Source organism: Pseudomonas sp. Irchel s3h17, from assembly GCF_900187505.1.
Lineage (GTDB): Bacteria > Pseudomonadota > Gammaproteobacteria > Pseudomonadales > Pseudomonadaceae > Aquipseudomonas.
Genome location: NZ_FYDL01000005.1, coordinates 300,549 through 314,253, shown reverse-complemented (window position 1 = coordinate 314,253; position 13,705 = coordinate 300,549). Strand labels below are relative to the sequence as shown.

Below are 13,705 nucleotides of genomic sequence, written 5' to 3'. Positions count from 1 at the left end.
CACGGGTCAGGTCGGACTCAGCCCGCCAGGCCGACAAACATGTCCTGCACGTCGTCGTGGTTATCCAGGCCTTCGAGGAAGGCTTCGACTTCTTCCATTTGCGCGTCGGTCAAGCCGCTGACCGGGTTCTTTGGCTTGTAGCCCAGTTTCGCCGACAACACGGTGAAGCCTTGCTCAGGCAACGCCTTCTGCACGGCATCCAGGTCGGTGGCTTCGGTGATGAACAAGGTCGCGCCATCCTCGGCCGGCTCGAAATCCTGCGCACCGGCTTCGATGGCGGCCATTTCCGGATCGGCGTCAGGGGTGTCCGGGGACGCCTCGATCATGCCGACGTGGTCGAAGTCCCAGGCCACGGAACCGGAAGCCCCCAGTTGGCCCTTGCGGAACGCCACGCGGATTTCAGCCACGGTGCGGTTGATGTTATCGGTCACGCACTCGACGATCAGCGGCACCTGGTGCGGTGCGAAACCTTCGTAGGTCACACGATGGTACTGAACGGTTTCGCCCAGTTGGCCGGAGCCTTTCTTGATGGCGCGTTCCAGGGTCTCACGGGGCATCGAGGCCTTTTTCGCTTGCTCGACTACCAGACGCAGGTGCGCGTTGGTCGCGATATCGGCGCCGTTACGCGCAGCAATGGTGATTTCTTTCACCAGCTTGCCGAAGATCTTGCCCTTGGCGTTGGCTGCCGCTTCTTTGTGTTTAACCTTCCACTGTGCGCCCATTACTCACTCTCTTGATCTGTGGCGCCGAGACAACTATTGGCCGACGCTTTGCGCAAGTTTATACGGCAAAAAGTTGGCAATCGACCAAAAAGTGTTGTCAGTGATCGACATCCTTACTAGCCGTTGTAGGGCATTTCTGAAAAACCGCCTTGGCCGACTATTGATCGCCAGTGTTTCGTAACCTCTATGCCCCCGCACTTCATGGCAGAAGAGTCTTTGATGCACAACGACAAGGAAAGCCCCTTCACCCTGACGCTCACCGAGCTCGGCTTGAGTTTCCCGGTCCGCCAGTTCAGCGGTCACGAAGCCCTCAACCAGGTCTATCGGTTCGAGGTTGAAATGGTCGGCCCCGTGCCGGCCATGGCGCTCGAACACTTGCTGCATCAACCGGCCTGGCTCGGGATGAGCCGCGACACCGGCCTGCACGGTATCGTCCACAGCGCCGGCTTGCACTACGAGGGCGCGCAGCAGATCGGCTACAGCCTGAAGCTGACACCCCGGCTGCAGACGCTGGAACAGCAGCCCCGACGCCGGGTGTTCCGGCAACTGAGCGTGCCAGGGCTGTTGCGCCAGTTGCTCAACGAACATCGACTGCCCGGCGACAGTTATCGGTTCGAACTGCCAAACGGGGAGTATCCGCCGCGCGAGTTCTGCATCCAGTACGATGAAACCGATCTGCACCTGCTGCACCGGTTGTGTGAAGAGGAAGGCCTGCATTTTCACTTTGAACACCACCCTGACCGACACATCCTGGTGTTTGCCGAGGACAGCGCAAGCTTTGCCCTGCCGCCGGTCGAGACCGCCTTTCACCTCGCCGTGCACAGTGCCGAGCCGTCGCAGATCACCCGGCTGTCCGAGTGTCATGACCGGCCCTTCGGCGAACCGCAAGCCGGTTTCCAGCAGCGCGCCGACAGTCTCGCAATGCCCCCAGCGCCCGCCGACGCCGCCAATCAGCCCCCCCTCGACACGCCGTCCGAGCCGGGCCGAATCGACCCTTTGCTCACACGCCGCAACCAGTTGGGACGCCGGGCACTTGAACGGACGCGTTGCCGGCAGCATCGGGTGCAGGGCCACAGCACCCAACCTGCACTGCACAGCGGTCGGACGCTGCTGGTCTACGGCCATCCGGTGACGGCACTCAACGATCAATGGCTACTCTGTGATGTGCGACACCAGGGACAACAACCCGGTGTGGACAACCCATGGCCGGATCTGCCAACCGGCTATGGCAATCAGTTCACCGCCATTCCCTGGTCCACCGAATTCCGGCCAGCCCCGGCCCATCCCAAGCCATGCATCAGCGGCTATCAGGTCGGTTGTGTCGTGGGGCCGGCCGGCAAACCCGCCGCGCTCGATGCTCAAGGGCGGATCGAGGTCTGCCTGTGGCCACAGCAATCCGGCGGGCACGACGCGGGCGGCATTTGGTTGTCCCTTGTGCACACCGGCAGCGGTCAGCCCCAGCGGCCCCTGGGTGGCAGCGAAGTGCAAATTGCCTTTCTCGATGCCGACCCCGACCGGCCCGTGCTATTGGGAGACTTCACCGGCGCTGCGCCAGGCGAGTGCGCACAAGGGATTGAGGAGCAGCCCATCAGCCTGAGCGCCAATGGCAATGTCCTGCACCTGGCGCCGAACACCATCACGTTGTCTGGCCCCATGATCAGCCCCACGCCATCTACGAGCACCCCGGCGCCGGCCTGCGAACATGTCGACGACGCCGATAGGCTGGCGGAACATGCCATCGGCTGGAACGGCGAGATCTACCTGTTCGAACAACCGCCCTCCACGGTGCAACGACTGGCCGACACCGCCTGGTACATCGTGCGCATGCGCCGCCCCGGCCTCAAGGAGCTGGACGGTCTCAACCGTGATGCCGTGATCATGGAAGGCCGGAGTCAGGCGTCAGGCAAGCTGTCACTGACGATCGAGCAAAAAAAACAACTGGCCCGCGAGTTTGCCCGCACACCGGAGCAACTCTGCCTGCTGTATCCAGGGCAATGCGAGGCTCTGGCCGACTACTTCCAGCAACACTGGACACGTGAGCAGCGCCTGGACTTCATCGACAGCGCCAACACAGCCAGGACACACCAGCGAGGGGCCGACAACCAGCTGCTGTTCGACTGGCTGGTGAACCGCCCCGGACACTGACCCTTGTCCGCCTTGCCGGCTGCGGCGGCAAAAACCTGGCCAGCCGCACGTCCAGGTGGCGTGGCCGCCGGCCATGGTCCTCCGCGCGCTCCTTGTACGCGACGGGTGGTGGCGACGTTCCTGCAGAGGGTGCGCGAAAGCCTGGAGTAGACAGGTCCGACCTCCTTGCGGGCAAACCCGCGAAGGCGACACCACCCACTATCCCCCTGGCGCCAGGCCAAAGAACGCCTGGATCAAGCGCAAATCCCGGCGCCGCTCCATGCAGCCGATCATGTGCCGGTTCACCAGCCCGTCGCCCAGGATCGGCACCGCCCGCACCCGTGGGTCGTGACTGACTTCCACCGACGACACCACCCCCACCCCCAGTTGGGCGGCGACGGCTTCGGTGACCGCCTCGCGACTGTCGAGCTCCAGCAACACCCGTGGATTGACCTTCGCCTGAACACAGGCGTCGTCGAAGGTGCGACGGGTAATCGAGCTCGGCTCACGCAACACCATGATCACCTGATCCAGCTGCCTGAGCGCAACCCCCCGCTCCAGCGCGGCCCAAGGGTGGTTATCCGGCACCAGGGCGCAGATCCGCGATTCGCTCAAGGCTTGCAGGTGCAACCCTTTGCGCGGCTCGACCTCTGTCAGCACCGCCACATCGGCATGCTCGGACAACAGCGCCGCCAGGGTTTCCTGGGCATTGCCCAGGCGCAGGTTGACCGTGATTCCCGGATACCGCGCCCGCAGGCTGGCAAGCATCGGCATCACCATGTGCGGGCCGTCCGCCGCCACTTCCAGGCGACCGGTCAGCAACTGCCGATTGGCTTCGAGCATCACCTGCGCTTCCTCGGCCAGGCCAAACATGGCCCGGGTGATCGCCGCCAGCTTGGTGCCCTCCTCCGTCAGCTCGACCCGCCGCGCGGTACGCCGCAAGAGTGTGATCTGGTAGTGCTCCTCCAGTGCCTTGATGTGCCCGGTGACCGCCGGCTGGCTGATAAACAAGCGGGCAGCGGCCCGGGTGAAGCTGCCCTCACGGGCCACGGCATCAAATGCACGAAGCTGGAACAGGTTCATGAATAACCCTTACTGATGATTGGCATAACAACAAACAATTTGATTGATAGCACGCCAAATTGCAATTTATGTCCCGTAGCTTCATCCCATTGAATGCGAGGACACGTGAATGAGTACTGCCGAACCCATCCTGCTCACCCCCGGCCCACTGACCACATCGGCTCGCACCCGCCAGGCGATGATGGTCGACTGGGGTTCATGGGATGATCGCTTCAACCAATTGACCGCCAGCCTGTGCGAACAACTGCTGGCGATCGTCAACGGCACCGACAGCCACCACTGCGTCCCCTTGCAAGGCAGCGGCACCTTCGCCGTCGAAGCGGCCATCGGCACCCTGGTGCCACGGGACGGCAAGGTCCTGGTGCTGATCAATGGTGCCTATGGCAAACGCCTGGCGAAAATCTGCGAAGTGCTGGGCCGTTCGTTCAGCACCTTCGAAAGCGCCGAAGACGAACCGACCACGGCCGCCGACGTCGACCGCCTGCTGCGCGCCGACAACAGCATCACCCACGTGGCGCTGATTCACTGTGAGACCAGTACCGGGATTCTCAACCCGCTGCCGGACATCGCCCAGGTCATCGCCCGGCACGGTAAACGCCTGATCATCGACGCCATGAGCTCGTTTGGCGCGCTGCCCATCGACGCTCGCCAGGTCCCCTTCGATGCCTTGATCGCGGCCAGCGGCAAATGCCTGGAAGGCGTGCCGGGCATGGGCTTCGTCTTCGCCAGCAAGAGCGCATTGGCCAATGCCGCCGGTAACTCCCACTCCCTGGCGATGGACCTGTTCGACCAGCACACCTACATGGCCAGGACCGGCCAGTGGCGCTTCACCCCGCCGACCCATGTAGTCGCGGCCCTTCACGAAGCACTGCTGCAGTACAACGAAGAAGGCGGCCTGCCGGCGCGGCATCGGCGTTACGCGAGCAACTGCCAGGTGCTGCTCGAAGAAATGAGCAAGCTGGGCCTGCGCAGCTTCCTGCCAGCCAGCATCCAGGCGCCGATCATCGTCACCTTCCACGCACCGAAGGACCCGCGCTACCAGTTCAAGGAGTTCTACGAACGGGTCAAGGCCAAGGGTTACATCCTCTACCCGGGCAAGTTGACCCAGGTCGAAACCTTCCGCGTCGGCTGCATCGGTCACGTCAACGGTATCGAGATGCAAGCCGCCGTTGCCGCTGTGGCAGAGGTACTGCGGGAGATGGAAGTGCTCGACATCTGACCCCGATGACGCACCGACTGTTGCAGACGCTGGCTTGCCAGCGACGGACTCGACAGCACCGCGTTTATCCAGCAACCACGAGTCATCGTTAACGACCTTCGCTGGCAAGCCAGCCCCTACAGGACACCCGCGCCATGAACTACAACAACCCAACCCAACTGCAAGCCGCCATCCTCGACTGGGCCGGCACCGTGGTCGATTTCGGCTCATTCGCCCCGACCCAGATCTTCGTCGAGGCCTTCGCCGAGTTCGATGTCCAGGTCTCCATCGAAGAAGCCCGCGGGCCAATGGGCATGGGCAAGTGGGACCACATCCGCACCCTGTGCGATCATCCGCAGGTGGCCGAGCGTTATCGCCAGGTCTTCGGCCGCACACCGACCGACGCTGACGTGACCGCCATCTACCAACGCTTCATGCCCCTGCAAATCGAGAAAATCGCCGAACACTCGGCACTGATCCCGGGCGCCCTGGACACCATCGCCCAATTGCGCCAGCAAGGGATCAAGATCGGCTCGTGCTCCGGCTACCCCAAGCAGGTGATGGACAAGGTCGTGGAGCTGGCCGCCACCAATGGCTACGTGGCCGATCACGTAGTGGCCACCGACGAAGTACCCAACGGCCGCCCATGGCCGGCCCAGGCGCTGGCCAACGTGATTGCCCTGGGGGTCGACGACGTCGCCGCCTGCGTGAAGATCGACGACACGGTGCCCGGTATCCTCGAAGGTCGACGTGCCGGCATGTGGACCGTCGCGCTGGTCTGCTCGGGCAACGCCCTGGGCCTGACGTACGAAGGCTATCGTGCGCTGGCCAGCGACACCCTGGCCAGTGAACGCAAACGCATTCACGCCCTGTTCGAAGGCTCGCGCCCGCACTACATGATCGACACCATCACGGACCTGCCAGAAGTGATTACCGACATCAACAAACGCCTGGCCAAGGGCGAAATGCCGCAAGTCAGCTAACGGTCCCGGGACGCCCAAACAGCGCCAGCCCCTGAACCGGGCTGGCGTTTTTTTTTGACCAGAACACCCGTCGCAGAGCGCTCGTAGCATGACAAAAGCCTGACCTGACTCAGGCAAACCCGCGCAAACAGGATTACAGTGACCGCACTCCGTCACACAAGAGCGGGGAATTTCAGACCTGACTAGCGAGGAAATACCTATGCCATGGAAGAATTCGGAATCACGCTACAGCACGGTATCAGTCACATTGCACTGGTTGATGCTGGTCCTGCTGGCAGTGGTTTACGCCTGTATCGAACTGCGCGGGATTTTTCCCAAGGGCAGTGAAGGGCGAACCCTGATCAAGGAAGCCCACTTCATGCTCGGCCTGACCGTGTTCGTGCTGGTCTGGCTACGCCTGCTTGCCCGCAGCCTGGGGACTGCCCCGAAAATCAAGCCGACGCCGCCGCAATGGCAGAGCGCTCTCGCCACCCTGATGCACGTTGCACTGTATGTATTCATGATCAGCATGCCGATCCTGGGCTGGCTGATCACCAGTGCCGCAGGTCATCAGGTGATGTTCTACGGCGTCGAGTTGCCGATGCTGATCGATGAAAACAAGGACCTGGCCAAACAGATCGAGGGTTGGCACGTCCTGGGCGGCACCATCGGCTATTGGCTGATCGGCCTGCACGCGGTGGCTGGCCTGGCTCACCACTACGTGTACCGCGACAACACCCTGCTGCGGATGCTGCCTAAACGCGGTTGACCGCCAACACCGCGCTCTGGCGAGGGAGCCCGCGCCCTCGCCACATGCGCCGTGCCCGCTTGTGCCCTACGAACTCAAGCCCCGACGGCCCTGCAGGCCACCCGTGTGGATGAAGATCAAGCGCGTCCCGCTGGCAAAGCGTCCAGCCTGGACCTGTTGCTTGAGCGTCAACAGCGCCTTGCCGGTGTACAAGGGCTCCAGCGGGATACCGCTGGCCCGTTCGGTGGCGTCAATGAACGCCAGCAACGTCGGATCGACCTTGGCAAAACCACCACGACTGCCATCGAATAGCTCATAGCCTCCATCGGGCATCCCGCACTCACTCAAAATCCCGTCGACCTGCTGCGCCACGCCATGATCATCCGGCACGGCCAGCACACCCAGTACGGGGTGCCTGCCGGCCTCCGCCAACACCAGGCCGGCCAAGGTGGTGCCGGTTCCGCAGGCCAGCCACCAGCCATCATGGTCAGGCCAACCCAGCGCCTCCAATTGCCCGGCCACCAGTGCCAGTAACTGTCCGCACCCTCGAGCGCCCAACACCGTGCCACCCCCTTCGGGTATCGGATGCAAATCCGGGTAGCGCTCCCGCCACGGTTGCCAGAAACCGGGTTGGTGCCGAGCCCGATAACCGCCGTACCCCAACCAGTGCAATTGCATGCCGAAAGCCTGCAAGTCCTGCACCGTCGAAGTGTCCTGGGGATGGCCGCGCAACAGGCCCACGGTTGGAAAACCAAAGCGCTTGCCCGCGGCCGCCAGGGCATGCAGGTGATTGGACCAGGCGCCACCGAGGCTGATGACACCCTTGGCTTCGCTTTCGCTGGCGAACCTCAGGTGCTCGATCAACTTGAACCACTTGTTGCCCGAGATCAGCGGATCGATGAGATCCAGCCGCAGCACCGCCACCTCGACACCCGCGCGGGCGAGCCAGTCCAGGTGCAGGGGTTGAAGCGGGGTCTGGGGGCACCAGTGGGGAGGGAAAAGCATGAGGGATCGGTTCTGGGAGAATAGAACCGGGATTTTAACAGCCTGCTACGGCTTGTGTGGCGAGGGAGCTAGCCCCCTCGCCACGGGGGATAGAATTACAGCTCGGCCGCCAGGCGCGAACCCTGATTGATCGCACGCTTGGCATCCAGCTCGGCGGCGACATCCGCCCCGCCGATCAGGTGCACATTCTGCCCGGCGGCCACCAGGCCATCGTGCAGTTCACGCAGCGGATCCTGGCCAGCGCAGATCACGATGTTGTCCACGGGCAACACCTGCGGCTCGCCAGCTTCGCCGATGCGGATGTGCAACCCCTCATCATCGATCTTCAGGTACTCGACACTGTTGAGCATCTGCACCTGCTTGTTCTTCAGGCCTGTGCGGTGAATCCAGCCGGTGGTCTTGCCCAGGCCGTCGCCGACCTTGGATTTCTTGCGTTGCAGCAGGAACACTTCACGGGCCGGGGCATGGGGTACTGCCTTGATCCCGGCAACACCGCCACGGGCTTCAAGGTGGGTGTCGATGCCCCACTCCTTCCAGAACGCTTCCCGGTCCTGGCTGGTGGCGACACCTTGATGCACGAGGAACTCCGAGACGTCAAAACCGATGCCGCCGGCGCCAATCACTGCGACTTTCTTGCCGACCGGCTTGCGCTCCAGGATCACGTCCAGGTAGCTCAGGACCTTGGCATGCTCGACGCCTGGAATAGCCGGTACGCGAGGTGCGATACCGGTGGCCAGGATCACCTCGTCGTATCCGCCAGCCACCAGTTGCGCAACATCGACCCGGGTGTTCAGGCACACCTCGACATGGGTGGTCTGCAACTTGCGCTTGAAGTAACGCAGGGTCTCAAAGAACTCTTCCTTGCCCGGCACGCGCTTGGCGATGTTGAACTGGCCGCCGATCTCGCTGGCGGAATCGAACAGAGTCACCTGGTGGCCGCGCTCGGCAGCCACGGTCGCGGCGGACAGCCCGGCCGGGCCGGCGCCGACCACGGCGATCTTCTTGAGCTGCTGCACCGGCAAGTAGTTGAGTTCGGTTTCGTGGCAGGCCCGCGGGTTGACCAGGCATGAGGTCAACTTGCCGCCAAAGGTGTGGTCCAGGCAGGCCTGGTTGCAGCCGATGCAGGTGTTGATTTCATCGCTACGGCCTTCGGCCGCCTTGTTGACGAATTCCGGGTCGGCGAGGAACGGCCGCGCCATCGACACCATGTCAGCGTCGCCTTCGGCGAGGATCTGTTCGGCCACTTCCGGGGTGTTGATGCGGTTGGTGGTGATCAGCGGAATGCCAACCGTCCCACGCAGCTTGGCCGTGACCTTGCTGAACGCCGCACGCGGCACCTTGGTGGCGATGGTCGGAATACGCGCTTCGTGCCAACCGATACCGGTGTTGATGAGGGTCGCGCCGGCCTGCTCGATGGCCTTGGCCAGTTGCACGATCTCTTCCCAGGTACTGCCGCCTTCCACCAGGTCGAGCATCGACAGGCGGAAGATGATGATGAAGTTCGGGCCAACCGCTTCGCGTACGCGACGGACGATTTCCACGGGCAGGCGCATACGATTTTCGTAGCTGCCGCCCCAACGGTCGGTGCGGTGGTTGGTGTGCGCGGCGAGGAACTGGTTAATGAAATAACCTTCCGAGCCCATGATCTCGACACCGTCGTACTCGGCCTTTTGCGCCAGCACGGAACAGGTGACGAAGTCGCTGATCTGTTTCTCGATCCCCTCCTCGTCCAGCTCCTTGGGCTTGAACGGGTTGATCGGGGCCTGGATCGCACTCGGCGCCACTTGTTTCGGGCTGTAGGCATAACGTCCGGCGTGGAGGATCTGCATGCAGATCTTGCCGCCCGCCTCGTGCACGGCCCGGGTGACGATCTGATGCTTGAGCGCTTCTTCCTCGGTGGTCAGCTTGGCGGCACCGGAATAAACACCGCCCTCGTCGTTCGGGCCGATACCGCCGGTGACCATCAGGCCAACACCACCGCGCGCACGTTCGGCGAAGTACGCCGCCATGCGCTCGAAGCCACCCGGCTTCTCTTCAAGGCCGGTGTGCATCGAGCCCATCAGGGTACGGTTGCGCAACGTGGTAAAACCCAGGTCCAGCGGGGCCAACAGGTGCGGGTAGTGAGTGGCGGCCATCGGTAACTCCACAACGAGCAATCACGGAAAAAGTGCGGACGCTCTTGGGCGTCCATCGGTTATGTGGCACAGACTAAGAGCAGGCCCGCCGCCACTCAATGACCGTAAGTGACAAGTTATTGATCCAAATGTGCAGCACCCCTTGGCATTCTCCAGCCTGGGGCCTACCCTAGGCCCTGCACACAGCCATCGACTGTTTTCCCATGCGCAAACTTCTGTACCTGACCTTCTCCATGGCGCTGCTCGCCGTCATCACCAGCTATGCCATGTGGACAGCGCAACGCCCGATGGGCCATTACCTGTCCGACCTGCGGATCACCCTCGCCGTCGACCAGGGTGTACCGAGCGACCGCGGCAATCTGCTGGGCATCCAGCCCGAGCTGTTCCCCACCGATTATCAAAGCCCCGAACGCCTGCATCGCAAGCTCGCGGCCTATTTGCAGCACGCGCGCGAACAAGGCCTGCTCAACGAAAAGACCATCGTGGTGCTGCCCGAACACATCGGCACCTGGCTGATGCTCAGCGGCGAAAAAGACGAGCTGTACCAGGCCGCCACGCTCGAGGAAGCCATGAACTGGCTCGCGGTGAGCAACCCCCTGTCCTTCGTCAGTGCCGTGATCAGCGCCAAGGGCGACAACCGCCTGGATGACGCGCACCTGCGCATGAAGGCCAAGGACATGGCCAGCCAGTACCAGGCCCTGTTCGGCGGGCTGGCCAAGGCGTTCGGCGTGACCCTGGTGGCCGGCAGCATCGTGCTGCCCGAACCGAGCGTCAACGACGGCACATTACGTGTCGGGCGCGGCCCGCTGTACAACACCAGCCTGGTATTTGGCCGTGACGGGGTCCCCCTGGGCCAGCCACAGCGCCAGTTGTACCCGGACCCGGAGAGACAAGGCTACATCCAGCCAGGCACCGAGCACGCACTGCAAGTCGTCGACACACCGGCCGGGCGCCTGGGTGTGCTGATCGGCAACGACAGCTGGTACCCCGGCAACTACCGCACACTCGACGACCAGGGCGCACAGCTGATCGCCGTGCCGGCATTTGTCACGGGCCGCGCTGGATGGGACAAACCCTGGCGGGGTTATCAGGGGTCATCGACGCCGGGGGATGCCAGCCTCAAACCCGGCGAACTCAGTGAAGGCCAGGCCTGGCATCGCCTGACACTGACCAGCCAGCCACCGTTGAGCCAGGCCAGTGCCGGCGTCAGCGTGTTCCTGCGCGGGCAATTCTGGGACCGGGGCAGCGCGGGGCAAAGCTTCCTGAGCAGCCATGGCCAGCACGTTGGCGACAGCGAAGCCCGCGGTGCACGCTTGCTCAATCTCTGGTTGTAACCCATGAAACCGCTGCCAATGCGCCTCGGTGACCTGTCGGTCGGCTTCGTCCATAGCTTGGCGGACGCCGTGCGCAGCCACGGCCTGGATCCGCAGCCCCTGCTGGAACAATACGGCCTGGATGCCGCGCGCCTGGCTGAAGCCGGCGCCCGCTTGTCGATTCCGCGCTACATGCGCCTGGGCCACGCGGCGATCCAGCTGACGAACGACCCGGCACTGGGCCTGCGCATGGGTCGACTCAGCCGCCTGAGCCAGGCCGGACTGGCAGGTGTCACCGCCGCCCAGGCACCGACCGTCCGCGAGGCGGCCCGTTGCCTGATTCGCTTCGAGGCCTTGTACGGTTCCAACTATCGCGGTCAGTCGAGCTTCCATGAGGACGCACAGGGAGCCTGGCTACGGTTCTACTCCATCAGCCCGTACAACGCCTACAACCGCTTTGTGGTGGATTCGATCATCGCTGGCTGGTTGCAGCAACTGTCCAGCGTCAGCCGTGAACCCTTGCGTGCCGAGCGGATCGACATCGAGTTCAGCGAACCGGATTACCGCGAACAGTACACGCTGCTGGGCGATTGCCCGCTGCAGTTCGCTGCCGAGCAGAACCAGTTGCGCCTCAGCCAGGCCAGCCTCGCCCAGCGCAACCCGGAGCATTGCCCGAGTACCTGGCGGCACCTGCTGCAACTGTGTGAACGGGAACTGGAGCAATTGACCCGCACCCGCAGCCTGCGTGAACGCATCACCGCGCTGCTGGGACCGTTGCTCAACGGTGGTCGTGAACCCGACCTGGAAGAAGTGGCGGCGCGCTTGAAACTGCCGACCTGGACCTTGCGGCGCAAGCTCGCCGAAGAAGGCACGCAGTTTCGCGCGATTCTCAACGACACCCGTCGCGATCTGGCCATGACCTATATCCGCGACACCGAACTGGCCTTTGGCGAGATCGCCTACCTGCTGGGGTTCGCCTCGGCCGAAGCCTTTCAACGCGCGTTCAAGCGCTGGAACAACCAGACACCCGGCGAGTTTCGCCGCAGTCACCGGCAATCGGCCTGAAGCTGAAAACTTGCAGCCTGTAGCTGTACCTCTTACAACTCCGTTGCGTCTTCGGCCGGTTCCAGCGGGTCCAGTTCGAACGCCCGATATTCCAGCAGCTCTTCTTGATAATCGTCCATTGAGATGTCCTTCCTGAGTCGTGTTGAAAACCGCTTAACCCTTGACCTTCGCCATCAGCATAAAGTGCTCGCATGAACAAAAAATGACGGGGGGCGAACGCCAGCACCTGCTGATAAAACGTAGCAGGCACCAAAGAATTTATCACGGGACAACTCGTACAGAGGTTGACGCACATCAACCCGCGCGACCCGGCGCGCGCATCGCTGGAGAAACGCTGCGTAACCGGCCTTCGATTGCGCAACGCCGGATTCGGATTACTGGCTGGAGGACGGCAAGGCAGGGATCGGTTCGCTTGGGGCGGGTAACGCGCTTGAGTTAACGACTTGCGGTTCTGGCGCGGGCTCGACATGGGTCACAGGCACGATCACGGCGGCTTCGGTTGGCGCCGCAACCGGTTCGGAAGCCGGCTGTATCTGCTCGATGGCCACGGGCATTGCGGGTGCCGGCTCGACGACCGAAGGCGTTGCCGGTGGCGGAGTCGGCTCGATGATCGGCGCGGGGGTCGGCTCCGGGGCTGGCGTCGGTTCCGGGGCCAGCGCGGCGGGGGCAGCCTTGGGTTCCGGTACGCCCAGCTCAGTCTTTGGCTTCTCGGGAATGTGCGCTGCTTTTTTCACATCAGGTGGCAGGAACAGTTCGACCAGGGCAAAAAAACGCTCGTAAAACTTCCCGGAGGTCACGGTTTCACTGGCGACCTTGACCATCGAGTCGTCGGAGGAGCCGATCGGCATCGACACCGAACCCAGCACACCCACACCCAGGCTGGCGGAGTTGTTGGTTTTCTTCAGCGCATAACGATCCTGCAAGGCGTTGGCAAACATCGTCGCGTGGTGGCTACTGTCCTCGGCACAGACCACATTGAAGCTGATTTCCATGTGGGTTTCGCCCGTCTGCTGAAAGCTCTTGTGACCGCTGATCAGCTTCGGATCGGAACTGGTGATGATATAGCCCTGGCTCAGCAACGCCCGACGGGCCGCCTCACACGTCGCGATATCGGTCACCGGGTACTTGCGCGAAAACGTCCCGGAATCATCGAAGTTTTCATGCTCATAGATGGCCTGATCCTTCGAACAACCGGCGACCGCTACCAGCATCAACGCCAGCCCGGCGGCACGCACATGAAATGATTTGAACATTGAACATCCTGAAAAAAACGACCCGGGGCGTATTGTGCAACAGTTCGGCCCGTTACGGCGCATGGATTAGTGGCTTGCACCCGCTACACCACTACTG

At 62.8% G+C, this 13,705-nt stretch carries 11 protein-coding genes and 1 pseudogene; 6 read left to right on the top strand and 6 right to left on the bottom strand.

Translation table 11 applies throughout. The annotated features are described in order from the left end of the window. Nucleotides 1-17: 17 nt before the first annotated feature. Entirely contained in the window at nt 18-722 is a 705-nt protein-coding gene (locus CKW25_RS09465; RefSeq protein WP_095078906.1) for a YebC/PmpR family DNA-binding transcriptional regulator, read from the bottom strand. Between the two features lie 219 nt (nt 723-941). Between CKW25_RS09465 and CKW25_RS09460 the strand changes: the two genes are divergently transcribed. Next, the gene (locus tag CKW25_RS09460; RefSeq protein WP_172736468.1) at nt 942-2,867 is read left to right on the top strand and encodes a type VI secretion system Vgr family protein; all 1,926 of its coding nucleotides are present in this window, start codon (nt 942-944) and stop codon (nt 2,865-2,867) included. On the opposite strand, the pseudogene CKW25_RS26990 reads toward CKW25_RS09460, so the two are convergent. Next, nucleotides 2,867-2,961: pseudogene (locus tag CKW25_RS26990) on the bottom strand (hypothetical protein); the annotation flags it as partial. The gene CKW25_RS09460 and the pseudogene CKW25_RS26990 overlap by 1 nt on opposite strands. A gap of 104 nt (nt 2,962-3,065) precedes the next feature. Then, nucleotides 3,066-3,929: a LysR substrate-binding domain-containing protein gene (locus CKW25_RS09455; protein WP_095078904.1), complete on the bottom strand. Its 864-nt coding sequence runs from the start codon at nt 3,927-3,929 to the stop codon at nt 3,066-3,068. Nucleotides 3,930-4,038: 109 nt separating this feature from the next. On the opposite strand from CKW25_RS09455, the gene CKW25_RS09450 reads away from it, so the two are divergent. The 3 genes from CKW25_RS09450 to CKW25_RS09440 all read left to right on the top strand — a co-directional run bounded on the left by CKW25_RS09450 (nt 4,039) and on the right by CKW25_RS09440 (nt 6,858). Next, nucleotides 4,039-5,148: a 2-aminoethylphosphonate--pyruvate transaminase gene (locus tag CKW25_RS09450; RefSeq protein ID WP_095078903.1), complete on the top strand. Its 1,110-nt coding sequence runs from the start codon at nt 4,039-4,041 to the stop codon at nt 5,146-5,148. 134 nt (nt 5,149-5,282) lie between these two features. Continuing rightward, complete coding sequence (gene phnX, locus CKW25_RS09445; protein WP_095078902.1) at nt 5,283-6,110, top strand: phosphonoacetaldehyde hydrolase; 828 nt, start codon at nt 5,283-5,285, stop codon at nt 6,108-6,110. Between the two features lie 199 nt (nt 6,111-6,309). Beyond that, nucleotides 6,310-6,858 (top strand): cytochrome b, encoded by a 549-nt coding sequence (locus tag CKW25_RS09440; protein ID WP_095078901.1) that lies wholly within the window; start codon nt 6,310-6,312, stop codon nt 6,856-6,858. Nucleotides 6,859-6,924: 66 nt separating this feature from the next. On the opposite strand, the gene CKW25_RS09435 is transcribed toward CKW25_RS09440, so the two are convergent. Next, nucleotides 6,925-7,842, bottom strand: coding sequence for a 1-aminocyclopropane-1-carboxylate deaminase/D-cysteine desulfhydrase (locus tag CKW25_RS09435; protein ID WP_095078900.1), 918 nt, complete (start codon nt 7,840-7,842; stop codon nt 6,925-6,927). Nucleotides 7,843-7,937: 95 nt separating this feature from the next. Beyond that, entirely contained in the window at nt 7,938-9,977 is a 2,040-nt protein-coding gene (locus CKW25_RS09430) for an NADPH-dependent 2,4-dienoyl-CoA reductase (protein WP_095078899.1), read from the bottom strand. Nucleotides 9,978-10,180: 203 nt separating this feature from the next. Here CKW25_RS09430 and CKW25_RS09425 point away from each other — a divergent pair, with 203 nt between their 5' ends. Further along, complete coding sequence (locus tag CKW25_RS09425) at nt 10,181-11,311, top strand: nitrilase-related carbon-nitrogen hydrolase (protein ID WP_095078898.1); 1,131 nt, start codon at nt 10,181-10,183, stop codon at nt 11,309-11,311. A gap of 3 nt (nt 11,312-11,314) precedes the next feature. Next, nucleotides 11,315-12,355, top strand: coding sequence for an AraC family transcriptional regulator (locus tag CKW25_RS09420; protein WP_095078897.1), 1,041 nt, complete (start codon nt 11,315-11,317; stop codon nt 12,353-12,355). A 374-nt stretch (nt 12,356-12,729) separates the two neighbouring features. On the opposite strand, the gene CKW25_RS09415 is transcribed toward CKW25_RS09420, so the two are convergent. Further along, nucleotides 12,730-13,608 (bottom strand): DUF2242 domain-containing protein, encoded by an 879-nt coding sequence (locus CKW25_RS09415; protein ID WP_095078896.1) that lies wholly within the window; start codon nt 13,606-13,608, stop codon nt 12,730-12,732. Between the last annotated feature and the right edge of the window lie 97 nt (nt 13,609-13,705).